Origin of the sequence: Catellatospora sp. NPDC049609, from assembly GCF_040675365.1 — a bacterium.
GTDB lineage: Bacteria > Actinomycetota > Actinomycetes > Mycobacteriales > Micromonosporaceae > Catellatospora.
Genome location: NZ_JBFAOU010000181.1, coordinates 1 through 15,561, shown reverse-complemented (window position 1 = coordinate 15,561; position 15,561 = coordinate 1). Strand labels below are relative to the sequence as shown.

Annotated in this window: 14 protein-coding genes; 11 read left to right on the top strand and 3 right to left on the bottom strand. The window is 72.9% G+C overall.

Annotated elements, in window-relative coordinates:
* From AB0J67_RS32995 to AB0J67_RS32945, 11 genes are all read left to right on the top strand, one after another.
* Positions 1-712: hypothetical protein (locus AB0J67_RS32995; protein ID WP_363488259.1), on the top strand; the 712-nt coding region annotated here is incomplete at its 5' end.
* 120 nt (positions 713-832) lie between these two features.
* Positions 833-1,741, top strand: coding sequence for a PAC2 family protein (locus tag AB0J67_RS32990; protein WP_363488257.1), 909 nt, complete (start codon positions 833-835; stop codon positions 1,739-1,741).
* A gap of 168 nt (positions 1,742-1,909) precedes the next feature.
* Positions 1,910-3,469 (top strand): hypothetical protein, encoded by a 1,560-nt coding sequence (locus tag AB0J67_RS32985; RefSeq protein ID WP_363488255.1) that lies wholly within the window; start codon positions 1,910-1,912, stop codon positions 3,467-3,469.
* A gap of 80 nt (positions 3,470-3,549) precedes the next feature.
* A complete protein-coding gene (locus tag AB0J67_RS32980; protein ID WP_363488253.1) occupies positions 3,550-5,100 on the top strand; it encodes an AMP-binding protein in 1,551 nt (516 codons plus the stop codon).
* A gap of 116 nt (positions 5,101-5,216) precedes the next feature.
* The gene (locus AB0J67_RS32975; RefSeq protein WP_363488251.1) at positions 5,217-6,317 is read left to right on the top strand and encodes an AEC family transporter; all 1,101 of its coding nucleotides are present in this window, start codon (positions 5,217-5,219) and stop codon (positions 6,315-6,317) included.
* A gap of 308 nt (positions 6,318-6,625) precedes the next feature.
* Positions 6,626-8,035: a glycoside hydrolase family 6 protein gene (locus AB0J67_RS32970; RefSeq protein ID WP_363488249.1), complete on the top strand. Its 1,410-nt coding sequence runs from the start codon at positions 6,626-6,628 to the stop codon at positions 8,033-8,035.
* Positions 8,036-8,175: 140 nt separating this feature from the next.
* Positions 8,176-8,541, top strand: a complete 366-nt coding sequence (locus tag AB0J67_RS32965; protein WP_363488247.1) for a cupin domain-containing protein — start codon at positions 8,176-8,178, stop codon at positions 8,539-8,541.
* A 104-nt stretch (positions 8,542-8,645) separates the two neighbouring features.
* Complete coding sequence (locus AB0J67_RS32960) at positions 8,646-9,122, top strand: peroxiredoxin (protein WP_363488245.1); 477 nt, start codon at positions 8,646-8,648, stop codon at positions 9,120-9,122.
* Between the two features lie 237 nt (positions 9,123-9,359).
* A complete protein-coding gene (locus AB0J67_RS32955; RefSeq protein WP_363488243.1) occupies positions 9,360-9,596 on the top strand; it encodes a hypothetical protein in 237 nt (78 codons plus the stop codon).
* Positions 9,597-9,806: 210 nt separating this feature from the next.
* Entirely contained in the window at positions 9,807-11,573 is a 1,767-nt protein-coding gene (locus tag AB0J67_RS32950; RefSeq protein ID WP_363488241.1) for an ABC transporter ATP-binding protein, read from the top strand.
* Positions 11,574-11,620: 47 nt separating this feature from the next.
* A complete protein-coding gene (locus tag AB0J67_RS32945; protein WP_363488239.1) occupies positions 11,621-12,232 on the top strand; it encodes a hypothetical protein in 612 nt (203 codons plus the stop codon).
* Between the two features lie 84 nt (positions 12,233-12,316).
* On the opposite strand, the gene AB0J67_RS32940 is transcribed toward AB0J67_RS32945, so the two are convergent.
* From AB0J67_RS32940 to AB0J67_RS32930, 3 genes are read right to left on the bottom strand one after another with little or no spacing between them, the layout of a single operon-like run.
* Positions 12,317-12,745, bottom strand: coding sequence for a hypothetical protein (locus AB0J67_RS32940; protein ID WP_363488237.1), 429 nt, complete (start codon positions 12,743-12,745; stop codon positions 12,317-12,319).
* Positions 12,746-12,762: 17 nt separating this feature from the next.
* Positions 12,763-14,109: an NAD(P)/FAD-dependent oxidoreductase gene (locus AB0J67_RS32935; RefSeq protein WP_363488235.1), complete on the bottom strand. Its 1,347-nt coding sequence runs from the start codon at positions 14,107-14,109 to the stop codon at positions 12,763-12,765.
* A gap of 23 nt (positions 14,110-14,132) precedes the next feature.
* On the bottom strand, positions 14,133-15,143 hold the full coding sequence (locus tag AB0J67_RS32930) for a LacI family DNA-binding transcriptional regulator (protein WP_363488233.1): 1,011 nt from the start codon (positions 15,141-15,143) through the stop codon (positions 14,133-14,135).
* Positions 15,144-15,561 lie beyond the last annotated feature (418 nt).

Genomic DNA, 15,561 nt, shown 5'->3' with positions numbered 1-15,561 from the left:
GGCGAGCCTGCTCAGCGCGCTGGCCACCGGGATCGGCGAGGGCGGCGGCATGCCCGTCACGGTCGAGGACCTCGCCCCGCTGAACGGGGACGACCCGCACGGCGGCGGCTTCGCGGCGGGCTTCTTCCCGCTGGTGATCACGTCGCTGCTGGCCGCGATCGCCCTCTACTTCGTGGTGCCGCGCTTCGGGGCCCGGCTCACCGGCCTGGTCACCTTCGCCCTGCTCGCCGGGGCCTTGGGGGCGACCGTGCTGCACAGTTGGCTCGGCGTGGTGGGCGGGGAGTGGCTGCCGGTGGCCGGCGCCGTCGCGCTGATCGCGCTCGCCATCAGCGCCGCCGTGCACGGACTGGCCACCGTCGCCGGCCCGCGCGGCATCGGGCTGGGCGTGGTGCTGATCCTGCTCGTCGGCAACGCGCTGGGCGCGGTCGCCGCCGCACCCGAGCTGCTGCCGCAGCCGTGGGGCGAGTTCGGGCAGTGGCTGCCCATCGGCGCCGGGGCGACCCTGCTGCGCTCGGTCGCCTGGTTCGACGGCGCCGGTGCCGCCGGCCCGCTCTGGGTCCTGGCCTCCTGGGCCCTGGCTGGCCTCGCCCTGCTCGGCCTGGGTTGGCTCGGCCGCAAGCCGGAGCCGCAGGCGGTGGAGCCGGAGGCGGAGGCAGCGGAGCCGGAGGCGCACGAGGCCGCCCGCCGCCTCGGCGCTACGGTTGCTGCCTGAGCCGACATACGCCGGGCGCGCCCGCCTGCGCGCCCGGCGTATCCGCTCGCCCGGGGAGGAATGCGCCCCCCGTGGCGGTTGTTGGCTCCGGTGGACGAACCATCTGCAGGAGGCGACGACGTGCTCGACCCACAGAAGCTCTACCAGCTGACCGACGAGCTGCCCGCGCTGGGCAGGCCGGTCCTGCTGCACGCGCTCTCGGGGTTCGTCGACGCCGGAGCCGCCGGCCGGCTGGCCCGCGAGCACCTGCTCGACACCCTCGACTCGACCGTGGTCGCCGAGTTCGACCTCGACCAGCTCTACGACTACCGGTCGCGCCGGCCGCTCATGCACTTCTCGTCCGACCACTGGGTGTCCTACGAGCAGCCCAAGCTGGAGCTGCACGCCCTGCGCGACGACGACGACACCCCGTTCCTGCTGCTCACCGGGCCGGAGCCGGACTTCCAGTGGGAGCGGTTCGTGGCCGCGATCACCGGGCTGATCGAGCGGCTGCAGGTGCGGCTCACCATCGGCGTACACGCCATCCCGATGTCGGTGCCGCACACCCGCCCGGCCGGGGTCACCGCCCACGGCACCCGCCCCGAGCTGGTGGTCGGGCACGAGCCGTGGATCGCCGACGTGCAGGTCCCGGCGAGCATGACCAACCTGCTGGAGTTCCGCCTCGGCGAGGCGGGCCACGACGCGATGGGCTTCGCCGCGCACGTGCCGCACTACCTCGCCGACAGCGAGTACCCGCAGGCCGCCGAGCTGCTGCTGACCTCGGTGTCGCGGGCCACCGGCCTGCTGCTGCCGACCGAGGACCTGCGCGAGGCGGGCGACCGGGTGCGCGAGGAGATCGAGCGCCAGCTCGTCGACAACCACCAGGCCGCCGCCGTGGTCAAGGCGCTGGAGGAGCAGTACGACGCGTTCACCCGCGGCCGCGCCGGCAACCTGCTGACCGAGCCCACGCCGCTGCCCACCGCCGAGGAGCTCGGCGCCGAGCTGGAGCGCTTCCTCGCCGAGCACAACAAGGGCGACGCGAAGGACTGAGCGGGGGTGGGGTTTGTCGGCGGGCGCTGTCTCCGGTCAGAACCCTCAGTCAGAGCGCAGTTCCTGACCAGAAACGCCGATCTTCGACCTCGCCGGCACGGTGATCCGGTGCGGGGTCGAGGCGGTCGTGAGGCCCGATCGTGATCCGGCGATGCGACCCTGTCCGGCATGGACAACGGGGAACCGCGGGACGCGCTGCGCCGCGCGCTGGGGTGGCTCGCCCACCCGGTCAGCGTGGCCGGGCTGGTCCTGCTGCTGGTCAACGATCACCTGCTCAAGGCGTGGCAGCCGGGCTGGGTCACCGGCAAGCTGAGCGACGTCGCCGGGATGCTGATGTTCCCGCCGCTGCTCGCGGTCGTGATCGCGCTGGTCGCGCCGCGCGTGCCGGGCCGCGGGCTCGCGCTGGGCGCGCTGGCCGCCACCGGCGCGGGGTTCGCGCTCGTGAAGACGTCCGCGTACGGCGCGCAGCTCGCCTCGCAGGCGTGGTCGGTCGTGAACGGACCGTCCGTCGTCCGCGCCGACCTCACCGACCTGCTCGCGCTGCCCGCGCTGGGTCTGGGCTGGTGGGCCTGGCGACGCACGGGGAGCCGTCCGGCACCGGGCCGCGCCGTCGCCCGGCTGGTCCGCGGGGCGGTGCTGGTGCCGGTCGCGCTGCTGGCCACCGCGGCCACCTCGGCGGCCATCCCACCGCCGGAGACGGTGTTGCTGGTCGAGGACGGCGTCGACGTGTATCTCGGCATCGACTTCGACGGCACCCGCAGCTGGGCGGTCAGCGTCGACGACGGGCTCAGCTGGACCGCGTACGAGCCGGACCCGAGCGACCCGCCGCTGCCGGAGTCGCCCCGGCAGGACTGCGCGGGCCAGGTCTGCTACCGGGTCGTGCCCGGTGCGCTGCACGTCGAGTCCAGCCAGGACGGCGGCCTGACCTGGCGCACCGCGTGGGAGATCCGCGGCAGGCAGCACCAGGCGCTGGTCGACGAGTACGACGGCGGCCTGCTCAGCGAACCGGTCGGCTCGCTGTGGTCGTTCGGGCTGGTGGTGCGCGAGACGGAGACCGGGCACGTGGTGCTGGTCGCCAACGGGCGCGACGGGTTGCTGCGCCGCGACGCCGAGGGCGTCTGGACGCGCCTGGGCACGTGGTCGGACCGCGAGTGGGACGCGCCGCCGCCGCTGGCGGAGGTCTGGACCCCGGACGCGGCTCAGCGCACCCGCGCCACCGCGTACACGATCGGTGTGGTCGTGCTTTTCGTGCTGATGGCGGGCCTGATCGCGGCGACCGCGGGACGGCGGACGGTGCCGCTGCCGGTGCTCGTGCTGTCCGGGCTCGCCGCCTGGGCCGCGGCCACCGCCGGCACGCTGGCGGCGACGAGCACCGGGCCGGCCGTCGGCGCGTGGATCACCGTGACCGCCCTCGGGTCCGGCGCCCTGGCGGCGTGCGCGCTGCTCCTGCTGGCGGTGAAGGCGGCGCGGGCGCGGCTGCTGCCCCGGTGGCGGCTGGCGGTCCTGCTGCTGGTCGGCGGGGTCGCGGCCGCGGTGGCCGGGTGGACCCGGGCGCTGGTGCTCGACGACGGCGTGGTGCTGCGCGACGCCGCGCTCGACCGGCTCGCCGCGGCGCTGCTGGTGACCGTGGTGGCGCTGATCGCGGGCGGCCTCGCGGTGGCCGCGGTGCGGCTGAACCCGCCGCGGCCGGGCTCGGAATGGCGGCCGCCCGCCGCGCCGGGGGAGTGACGCCGGGGTATTGCCGAAGCGGGTATGTGCACGGATGATGACGGGACTTTCCGTGCACCGCGTACGAGAGTGAGGCGACGATGCCCTTTTCGAGTCCCCTGGCCGACGTCGAGATCCCCGAGGTCTCCGTCCCGCAGCTCGTCATCGGGCCGGCGGCGGCGCGCGGTGACCATCCCGCGCTCGTGGACGGGCGCACCGGACAGACCATCACGTACGCGCAGCTCGCGCACATGGTCGACCGGCTGGCCGCGGGACTGGCCGGGGCCGGGCTGCGCCCGGGTGACGTGCTGGCGCTGTTCAGCCCGAACACGCTGCTCTACCCCGTGGTCTTCCACGCGGCGCTGGCCGCCGGCGCCACCGTCACCACGGTCAACGCGCTCGCCACGCCGAAGGACCTGACCACCCAGCTCAGCGACTCGGGGGCGAAGTTCCTGGTCACGGTGTCGCCGTTCCTGGACCGGGCCACCGCCGCCGCGGCGCAGGTGCAGGAGATCCTCGTCTGCGACACGGCCGAGGGACACCGCTCGGTGCAGGAGCTGATGGCCACCGCCGATCCGGCGCCGGACGTGGCGATCGACCCGGCCACGGCGCTGGCGGTGCTGCCGTACTCCTCCGGCACCACCGGCGTGGCCAAGGGCGTCATGCTCACCCACCGCAACCTGGTCGCGAACATCGCGCAGACCCAGGAGGTGGTCAAGTACGACCCGTCCGACCGGGTGCTGGCGGTGCTGCCGTTCTTCCACATCTACGGGCTGACCGTGCTGATGAACATGGCCCTGTCGAAGGGCGCCACGCTGGTCGTGCTGCCGCGCTTCGACCTGGCCGAGTTCCTCGGCGCGCTGCAGGACCAGCGGGTCAACCGGGCCTTCGTCGCCCCGCCGATCGTGCTGGCGCTGGCCAAGCACCCGCTCGTGGCGCAGTACGACCTCTCCGCGCTGAAGGTCGTCTTCTCCGGCGCGGCCCCGCTCGACGGCGACCTCGCCCAGGCCTGCGCCGACCGCCTCGGCTGCGTGGTGCAGCAGGGCTACGGCATGACCGAGCTGTCGCCGGTCTCGCACGCGCAGGTGCACGGCGACACCCGGGTCAAGCCCGGCACCGTCGGCCCGCTGATCCCGAACACGCTGGCCCGGGTGGTGGACGTGGCCACCGGCGCGGACCTCGGCGTCGGGCAGCCCGGCGAGCTGTGGATCAAGGGCCCACAGGTGATGCAGGGCTACCTCGGCCGGCGCGCGGACACCGACGCCACCGTCGACGCCGACGGCTGGCTGCACACCGGCGACGTGGGGCAGGTCGACGACGAGGGCGACTGGTTCATCGTCGACCGCGTCAAGGAGCTGATCAAGTACAAGGGGTACCAGGTGCCTCCGGCCGAGCTGGAGGCGGTGCTGCTGGGCGACCCGCGCGTCGCCGACGCGGCCGTGGTCGCCGGGCACGACGCGGACGGCGAGGAGATCCCGCACGCGTTCGTCGCCGTCGCGCCCGGCGCCGATCTGACCGCCCAGGACGTGCTCGACTTCGTCGCCGAGCGGGTGGCCCCGTACAAGCGGGTCCGCGCCGTCACCTTCGTCGACGCCATCCCGAAGAGCGCGTCCGGCAAGATCCTCCGCAAGGACCTCCGCGCCCAGCTCTGAAAGGAAGGGCACCTTCTTAACGCTATGCGTGGTGGAAGGTGCCCTTCTTAACGTCTCCCGTGCGGGTGGGGACCCCGCGTGCGGGGACTGCAAACGGTCAGGGCTAGCGTGACCAGGTGTTCGCCGCGTTCGCTCCGATCTGGATGATCACCGCGCTGGGCTGGGGCACCATGCGGTTCGGGGTGCTGACCCGGGCCACCCAGCAGGCGCTGGCGAACTTCACCTTCCTCATCGCGATCCCGTGCGTGCTGTTCAGCTCGCTGGTCAAGGTGCCGCTGGGCGAGCTGCCGCTGCGGCCGCTGGCCGCCGTCGCGCTCAGCACGCTGGCCATCGGGCTGGCGGTGTACCTCGCCGCGCGGCGGCTGATGCCGGGCCCCGACGGCGACCGGGTCATCGCGGCGATGGCGGCGGCCTACCTCAACGCGGGCAACCTCGGCGTGCCGGTCGCGCTGTACGTGCTCAAGGACGCCTCGCTCATCATGGCGGTGCTCGTCTTCCAGACCATCCTGCTCACCCCGCTGATCGTCGGCCGGCTCGACGCCTCGGCGCACCGGCTCGCCCAGGCCGGCGGCTCCCCGCCCGATGCCGGACCGGCCGACGGCGCGGTAGGCGACGAGGGCCGGGACGACGGCGGGCCGGGCGGCGGCGGACGGGGCGACGGCGGGGCGGCATCCGAGGGGGCGCCCGGGCGGCGCCGGCACGATCGGCGCGGCGGCAGCAACGGGAGCGGGGCGGCGGCGGGGCGCTGGCGGCGGCTGGCGATGCTGCCGCTGCGTACGCCCGTGATCCTCGGTTCCCTGGCCGGGGTCACCGCGAGCGCGGCCGGCTGGCTGCCGCCGGAGTGGCTGCTGCGGCCGCTGGAGCTGCTGGGCGGCGCGGCGGTGCCCGCGGCGCTGTTCGCGCTCGGCATGTCGCTGCACCAGACCGAGGGCACGGCGTGGCGGCTGCCCGGCCGGGACGTCGTCGCGGCGGTGCTGCTGAAGGTGGTGGCGCAGCCGGTCGCGGCGTACCTCATCGGGCGCTACCTGCTGCACCTGGACGGCCCGGCGCTGCTGGCGGTGACGCTGGTCGCGGGGCTGCCGACGGCGCAGAACACCTTCGTGTACGCCTCGGAGTTCCGTGCGTCGACGGAGCTGAGCCGCAACGCGATCCTGTTTTCGAGCCTGCTGTCGATGGGCACCCTCACCCTGATCCTCTGGCTGCTCGGGCCGGCCTGACCGGCGCTCGCCCGTCCGGCGGCCGGCTCGCCGGGTGCGGCTCGCCGGGCCCTCGGCCGCCGCCTGGCGGGGTCTGCGCGGATGCCGCGTTAAGAAGGTGCCCTTCTTCTACAAATAGCGTTAAGAAGGTGCCCTTCCTTTACTCGCGTTGACGGGGTGGGCGCGGCGGGGAATGATGAATCGCGGAGCTGGATGGGCCGCGCCGTGCGTAGGGCAGACAACCGCACGAGGCGTGGCCGGGCGTGACGTCTGTCGTGGACGAGTCCGGGTGAGCCCGTTGACCCTGCACAGACTCCCTAGGAGACGCGTTGACCCCCGATCACACGTCATCGCCGCGCCGCCGGAACCGCCGCCTTGCCGCGCTGGGCACCGCCGCCGCGATGACCGCCGCCACCGCGCTGGCCGGCGTGCTGCTGGCCACCACCGAAGCCTCCGCCGGCACGCTGACCGGCACGTTCTACCGCGACCCGACGACCGCCGTGAACCAGTGGCTCGCGGCCAATCCCAACGACTCCCGTGCCTCGCTCATCGGCCAGCGCATCGGCAGCCAGCCGGCGGCGCGGTGGTTCGCGTACTACGAGCCGTCCACGATCCAGTCACAGGTGACGTCGTACGTCAACGCCGCCAACAGCGCCAACCAGATCCCGGTGCTGGTGCCGTACATGCTGCCCAACCGTGACTGCGGCGGGGCGAGCGCGGGCGGCGCGCCGACCATCTCGGCGTATCGGACCTGGGTGGACAGCTTCGCCGCGGGCCTGGGCTCGCGCACCGCGGTGGTCATCCTGGAGCCGGACTCGCTGGCCCTGCAGACCTGCCTGTCGTCGACCGAGAAGGCCGAGCGCAACTCCGCGCTCAGCTACGCGGTGACCAGGTTCAAGCAGGTCAACCCGAGCGTGAAGGTGTATCTCGACGCGGGCCACTCGGCCTGGAACAGCCCCGCCGACACCGCCTCGCGGCTGCAGGCGGCGGGCGTGGCCAACGCGGCGGGCTTCTACTCCAACGCGTCCAACTACCGTTGGACGGCCGACGAGGTCGCCTTCGGCCGCAACGTGATCAGCGCGCTGGGCAACAGCAACCTGCGCCAGGTGGTCGACACCTCCCGCAACGGCAAGGGGCCGCTGGGCAGCGAGTGGTGCGACCCGGCGGGCCGGGGCACCGGCCAGGCGCCGACCACGAACACCGGCGAGTCGAGCGTGGACGCGTACGTCTGGATCAAGCCGCCGGGTGAGGCGGACGGCTGCGCCGCGGCCGCGGGGCAGTTCGTCCCGGACCTGGCGTACTCGCTGGCGCTGAACGGCATCGTCACCAGCCCGCCGCCGTCGGCGTCGGCCTCGCCGAGCCCGTCGCGCAGCCCGTCGGCCAGCCCGTCGGCCTCGCCGTCGTCGTCCCCGTCCGGCCAGCCGGGCGGCGCCTGCTCGGTGAGCTACCGGGTGGACAGCCAGTGGGGCAACGGCTTCGTGGCCACGGTGACCATCACCAACCGCGGCCCGGCGCTCAGCTCGTGGACGGTGACCTGGACCTTCCCGGGCAACCAGACGATCACCAACGCGTGGAACGCCACGGTGACCGCCAGCGGGGCGAACGTCACGGCGCGCAACGTCGCGCACAACGGCAACCTGCCCACGAATGGGACGACGAGTTTCGGCTTCCAGGGCTCGTACAGCGGGAGCAACACCAGCCCGGCCGTCTTCAAGCTGAACAACGTCACCTGTAGCTGACCGGACCGGAGGGGCCGGCGCGACCATGCGCCGGCCCCTCCGCCGTGCCGTCCGTCCGGCCACATCGCCTGCGCTCCGCGCTCGGCCTGACTTATGGTCGATAAAGGGCATTTCGGGGGTACGCCGAAAGGAAGCGCGCCATGAGCGGCATCGAACTCAAGAACTTCGACCGGCCTGACGAGTCCCGGCAGTTCGAGGGCAAGGGTCGGATGGATCTGGTGCAGGTCGCCGGCCGGACCGTCGGCCGGGGCCGGTTCGAGCCGGGCTGGCGCTGGTCGGCCAACGTCGGGCCGCTCGTCGGCACGGACACCTGCCAGACCGCCCACCTGGGTTACTGCGTCTCCGGCACGATGCGCGTCACCATGGACGACGACGGGACCGTGCAGGACTTCACCGCCGGTGACCTGGTCGCCATCGCTCCGGGGCACGAGGCCGAGGTCATCGGGGACCAGCCCGTGATCTTCGTCGACTTCGGCGAGATCGCCGGCTACGCCAAGCGGAGCTGAGCCAGTCCGCGGGGCACCGCCGGGAACGATCCGGCCGGGGCGTACGTTGCCCCGGGAGGATCCGAATACGATTCGTATCCGACGGCGGCGACAGGAGAACAGACATGGCAAAGGTACGCGGTCCGCAGGTCGGCGACACGGCGCCGGACTTCGAGCTGGCCTCGCAGCACGGCGAGCGGGTGCGGCTGAGCGACTTCCGCGGCAAGCAGACCGTGGTGCTCTACTTCTACCCGAAGGACGACACCTCCGGCTGCACCGCGCAGGCGTGCTCGCTGCGCGACAGCTACGAGGTGTTCACCGACGCGGGCGCGCAGGTGATCGGCATCAGCTCCGACTCGGTCGAGTCGCACACCGCGTTCGCGCAGAAGTACCGGCTGCCGTTCGCGCTGCTGGCCGACGAGGGCGGCGCGGTGCGCAAGGCGTACGACGTGCCCGCGACCTTCGGCATCCTGCCCGGCCGGGTCACCTACGTGATCGACCGCGAGGGCGTGGTGCGGCACGTCTTCTCCTCGCAGGCCAACATCGGCAAGCACGTCGACGGCGCGCTGGCGGTCGTGCAGGAGCTCGCCTCCACCCGGTAGCCGCGCGGCGGCCGGTGAGACGCACCGATGGGACTCGGCGAAGGGTCCCATCGGTCGTCCTCCAGTCAAGATCAACCGTATGGTTCTTTCTTCTGCTGAACCGGTCTTGTTCCCGTCGGCCGCACGGCTCTAAAAAGCCTTCGGGGCTCATTCGAAAGCCTTCTCGTAGTTAATCTCCTCCCGGCTCCGCCGGTGTGGCGGCGCTGACCATTAGCGCATACCGAGAAGGAAATCGAATTGACCCAGTCCACTGAGCCGACGGCGCCGCAGGCCCAGCCCCAGGCGATGCCGACGATCATCATTCAGAACAACAACACGGCCTCCGCCGTCGCTTCGGCGACCGCTGTGGCGCACGGCGGACGCGCTTACCGCAAGCAGTCGCTCTGGGTTCACTTCTGGCTGTTCTGCTGCACCTGCGGCATCGGCAACTACTTCTATGCCCGGCACATCAACCGCTGGAACCGCGGGTACTGACACCGCCTGACGCGGACCGTCGAAAGGAGAGGTGCCGCGGCGGACGCGACACCTCTCCCGGACACCCGCGCGACGCGCCGGACCCGGCACGGCAGCCGCCCTGGCTCCGGTCCCGCCGGTCGCCTAGGCTCGCCGGTGGACTTCGAAGGCGAAGGGCGTCGCGCCGACGGACCCCTTCGTGCGCGGGCGCCCGGCGAGGCAGGTAGGCACATGGCGCTGGCGCAGCACCCCCTTGACCACCGCTACCACGGCGAGCACCCCGTACGCACCGTCGCCTACCTGCTGCGGGAGGACCGCCGCCGGCTCGCGCTGGGCGTGCTGGCGTTCGCCGTCAAGCACAGCCCGACCTGGCTGCTGCCCCTGGTCACCGCGAACGTCATCGACGTGGTGGTGGAGCACCGGCCGATCGCGCAGCTGTGGTGGGCCACCGGCATCCTGCTGGCCTGCCTGAGCCTCAACTACCCGTTCCACGTCCTGTTCGTACGCTGCCACAGCGGCTCCGTGCGGCGCATGGGCACCCGGCTGCGCTCGGCGCTGTGCCGCCGGATGCAGGAGCTGTCCATCGGCTACCACTCCCGGTCCAGCGCGGCGGTGCTGCAGTCGAAGGTGATCCGCGACGTCGAGAACATCGAGCAGATGGTGCAGCAGGCCGGCGACGTCGGCATGGGCGCGCTGATGATGCTGCTGGGCGGCACGGTGATCATCGCGGTGCGGGCGCCGCTGTTCCTGCCCGTCTTCGGCGTGCTGGTGCCCGCCGCGGCGTTCCTGGTGATGAGCCTGCGCAACCGGATGCGCTCGGACAACGAGAGCTTCCGCCGCGAGGTGGAGCGGCTGTCGTCGCGGGTCGCCGAGATGACCACGCTCATCCCGATCACGCGGGCGCACGGCCTGGAGCGCGACGCGCTGCGCCGGGTCGACGGCACGCTGGACCGGGTGCTGCGCGCCGGGCTGCGGCTCGACCTGCTCAACGGCCGGTTCGGCGCGCTGGCCTGGACGCAGCTGCAGGTGCTCAGCGTGGCCTGCCTGGCCGGGTCGGCACTGGTCGCGTACTACGGCTGGGTGCCGATCAGCCCCGGCGACGTGGTGATGCTCAGCGCCTTCTTCAGCACGCTGACCTCGTCGGTGATGACGCTGATGAGCCTGGGCCCGATCATCGTCAAGGGCCTGGAGTCGGTGCGCTCGGCCGGTGAGGTGCTGCAGGCGCCCGACCTGGAGGTCAACGCGGGCAAGGGGCAGGTCGAGCAGGTGCGCGGCGGGGTCGTGTTCGAGGGCGTCGGGTTCGCGTACGACGGCGCGGCGGGCGCGGCCGTGCGCGACTTCACCCTGGACGTGGCGCCCGGCGAGCGGGTCGCGCTGGTGGGCCCGTCCGGCGCGGGCAAGTCCACCATCCTGAACCTGGTCATCGGCTTCCTCCGGCCGACCTCCGGCCGCATCCTGCTCGACGGCCGGGACATGGAGACCCTCGACCTGCGCACCTTCCGGCGGTTCGTGTCGGTGGTGCCGCAGGAGCCGATCCTGTTCGAGGGCAGCATCCGCGAGAACGTCACCTACGGCATGGCCGACGTGCCGCTCGACCGCGTGCGCCAGGCCCTGTGCGACGCGAACGCGCTTGACTTCGTGGACCAGCTCACCGACGGCCTGGACACGGTGGTCGGGGAGCGCGGCGCCCGCCTGTCCGGCGGCCAGCGCCAGCGGCTGGCCATCGCCCGTGCCCTGATCCGCGACCCGCGCGTGCTGATCCTCGACGAGGCCACCTCCGCCCTGGACACCCACTCCGAGGCGCTCATCCAGCAGGCCATGGAGCGCCTGGTCGCGGGCCGGACCGTGTTCGTGGTGGCGCACCGCCTGTCCACCATCCGCAACGCCGACCGCATCGTGGTCATGCGCGACGGCCGGATCGAGGAGATCGGCACCCACGCCGACCTGCTCGACCGCCGCGGCACCTACGCCCGCCTCCAGTCCACCCAGCTCGCCTGAGCGGAAGGCCGCCGGCGGCCGGGACATGGGTGTGTACCATCCCCGCCGTGATCAACCCTCCCCCCTCCGCTCGGAGCAGCGACCTGCGGGCCGCGCTGACCATCCTCGCCGTCGTGCTGACCGTCGGCGGCGTCATCTGGCTGGGCGTGCTCTCCGACGAGGTCCCCGTGCTGCGTGAGGCGCACGGCCGCTGGCAGGCCACGGGGTACTTCCTGATCTCGCTGCTCGCCGTCGCGGTGCCGGTGGGCGCGCTGCTGCACTCGCTGCGTGCGGGCCGCGCGGGCCGCTCCGTCCGGCAGGGCTGGTTCAACTCCGGCCTGGCGCTGGCGTACGGCGCGCTGGTCGCGCTGATCGCCTGGCATGTCGGCCCGGAGGTGCCCGACACCTTCGGCAGCGGCCGGGGCGGCGGCATCAAGGGCTCGTACGTGGCCTGGCTGGTGTGCGTGCTCCCGGCGTTCACCGTGGTGGCCCTGTTCGGCGGGCTCTTCCCGCGGACGGGCCCCGCGGCGTCCGCCGAGGACCCGGCCGACGCGCCGCGCGGCCGGGACGGCGTGAGCGCGCCGCGCAGGTTCTACGACGTGGTGCTGCTGACCGCGGGCATCTCGTGGGCCTTCGGGGTGCTGCCCTTCCTCTTCGTACTGCTGACCTACGCCGTCTGAGGCCGTGACCGGCGGACGGCCGGGGCGGGGAGGGCGCGGTCGCGGTGCCCGGCGGCGGCGCCGTCCGGCCGCCGGTCAGCCGGTTCAGACCGCCGGGTCCTCGGCTGCCCGGTCGGGTGGCGCGAGCAGGAACAGGGCCAGCGGCACGCCGAGCCCGGCGACCAGCGTGAACAGGCTGGCGGCGAGGTCGACGCCGGCCAGCGTGCCGTGGTGGACGGTGTGGAAGCCCAGGTGCAGGGCGTTGAACGTGATCGACCCGGCCAGCGCGAGCCGGGCCAGGCCGCGCCGGTAGCGGACCGCGGGCACGGCGAGCAGCACGGCCAGCGTCAGGAAGGTGGCCCCGAGGTCCGCGGTCAGATGCTGGTTGTACGGCGGGTACGCGGCGGTCCAGTGGTGCCCGAGGCCGGGGAACACGGCGAAGAAGTGCGCCGGCGTGGCGTACGCCCACAGCCCCCACCACAGGTGCACCGCCGCCATGCCGCCGAGTCCGAGCCGGACGAGGATCTTTCGCATGGCGGCAGTGTGCCGGATCAGTCCAGCTGCTGCACGGCCGCCTCGATCGCCCGGTGGAACGTCGGGTACGCGTAGATCATGTGCCGCAGCATGTGCACCGGCACCTGCGCGTGCACCGCGACGGCCAGCGCGCCGAGCACCTCCCCGCCGGTCGGTCCCACCGAGGTCGCGCCGACCAGCACGTCCCGGTCCATGTCGGCGACCAGCTTGATGAACCCGTCGTTGCCGGCCTTGTGGATCCAGCCGCGCGCGGACTCGGGGAGCTTCGTGAACGCGGTGCGCACGTGGATGCCGTGGTGGCGGGCGTCCTCCTCGGTCAGGCCGACCGACCCGACCTCGGGATCGGTGAAGGTGACCCGGGGCTGCGCCCGGTAGTCGGCGGGCGGGCCCTCCTGGCCGAGGATGTCGCGGATCGCGATGCCCGCCTGGTACATCGCCAGGTGGGTGAACGCGCCGTGACCGGTGCAGTCGCCGACCGCCCACAGCCCGTCGCCGGCCCGCATGTGCCCGTCCACGGTGATCGACCTGGCGGCCGGGTCGAGCCCCACCGTGTCGAGTCCGAGCTGGTGCAGGTCACTGGTGCGCCCCGTGGCGACCAGCAGCTTCTCCGAGGTGACCGTGGTGCCGTCGTCGAGGTGCAGCGTCATGCCCTCGACCCGCTCCGCCCGGCGTCCGGTGTGCACGGTGACGCCCTCGCGTGTCAGCACCTCGGTGATCAGCGCCGACGCCTCGGGCTCCTCGTACACCGCCAGCCGGTCCATGGCCTCGACGACGGTGACCCGCACGCCGAACCGGGCGAACATCTGCGCCAGCTCCAGGCCGATCGAGCCGCCGCCCAGCACGGTGAGCGAGGCGGGCAGCGTGTCGGCCTCGATCGCCTCCTTGTTGGTCCAGAACGGCGCGTCGGCCAGCCCCGGGATCGGCGGGATCGCGGCCCTGGTGCCGGTGGCCACCACGACGCCCCGGCGCGCGGTGTACGTCTGCCCGTCGACCTCGACCCGCTTCGGTCCGGCGAGCCGCCCGGTGCCGCGCAGGAAGCGCCCGCCGCGGCCGGTGAACCGGTCGACGGCGACCTTGTCGTTCCACGAGTCGGTGGCCTCGTCGCGGATGCGCAGCGCCACCGGCGCCCAGTCGGGGAACACCTCGGCGGCGCCCGCCATGCCCTTGATCCGGCGCCCCTCGGCCAGCAGGTCCGCCGCCCTGATCATCATCTTGCTGGGGATGCACCCCCAGTACGGGCACTCGCCGCCGACCAGCCGGTTCTCGATGCCGAGCACGCTGAGCCCGGCATCGGCGAGCTTCCCGCCGACCTCCTCGCCGCCGACCCCCATGCCGAGCACGATGACGTCCAGCTCATCAGCCATACGTCCTGTATATCCGAATCCGCTCACGCGGAGGCGCGTACCACCAGTTCCGTGGGGAGCACGACCGAGGCCGGGACCTCCTCGCCGCCGATCACGCGCAGCAGCTGGCGGGCCAGCTCGCGGCCCAGCTCCAGGATCGGCTGGCGCACCGTGGTCAGCGGCGGATCGGTGAACCGGGAGATGTCGAAGTCGTCGAAGCCGACCACGGCCACGTCCTCCGGGATGCGCCTGCCCAGCTCGCGCAGCGTGGTGATGGCCCCGTGCGCCATCAGGTCGGAGGCGACGAACACCGCGTCGAGCAGCGGGTCGTCCTCGAGCAGCTGGCGCATGGCGGCGGCCCCGGACTCGCGGGTGAAGTCGCCGACGGCCACGATCGAGCGCCGGTCGGAGCCCTTCAGCTCGGCCCGGTATCCGTCGAGGCGGTCGATGCCGGCGACCATGTCCTGCGGGCCGGCGATGGTCGCGATCCGGGACCGGCCCGTGTCGAGCAGGTGGCGGACGGCTTTGCGTACCCCGCCGATGTGGTCCACGTCGACGTAGGGCACCGCGGAGCGGCCGAGCGGGCGGCCGCTGACGACGACCGGGATGCCCTGCCGGTGCAGCTGGCCGGGCAGCGGGTCCACGCCATGCGTGGAGGCGAAGAGCACCCCGTCCACGTGCCGGGCGGTGGTGTAGCGCTCGACCCGCTCGTACCCGCCGACGGTGTTGGTCATCATCAGCACGAGCTGCTTGTCGGCGGCGTCGAGCTCCTGGCTGACGCCGTGGATGATGCTCGGGAAGAACGGGTCGTCGGAGAAGACGCGGCTGGCGCTCTCCGGCAGGACCAGCGCGATCGAGTCGGTGCGCTGGGTGACCAGGCTGCGGGCGGCCGCGTTCGGGATGTAGCCCAGCTCCTCGACGGCGCGGCGGACCGCGGCGCGGATCGGCTCGGCGACCTTCGGCGAGCCGTTGACGACCCGGGAGACGGTGGCCCGGGAGACGCCGGCCAGCCGCGCCACGGCCTCCAGGGTCGGCCGCTCGCCGCGCTCGCTCATGCCTGCTCCTCGTCGTGATCCGGCGTCCGTCGCCGGACCGGCCGGGTTGACCTTACCCCGCTCCCGGCCGCGGGCGAAGCGGCCCGTGAGAGCGCTTTCTGTGTGAGAGCGTTTGCTCGACCCCGAAACGTGACGGCAATAGAGCCTTGACACAACGCGCATCCGCCCGCATCCTCTGCTGTGAGAGCGCTCTCTCAGCCCGGCCGCGAAACAGCCCTGATGAGCGGCCGGGTTCCTACTGACACCCTGAGGAGGGCGTCACATGCGTACGTCCCTGCGCCGCATGTTGGCTCCGATCATGGTCGCCGGACTGCTGGCGACCGCGGCCTGCGGCTCCGACGAGCAGCCCGCCGGCAACGAGAAGATCACTTTGAACGTCGCGCTCTTCGGCGACTTCGGCTTCAAGCCGCTGTACGAG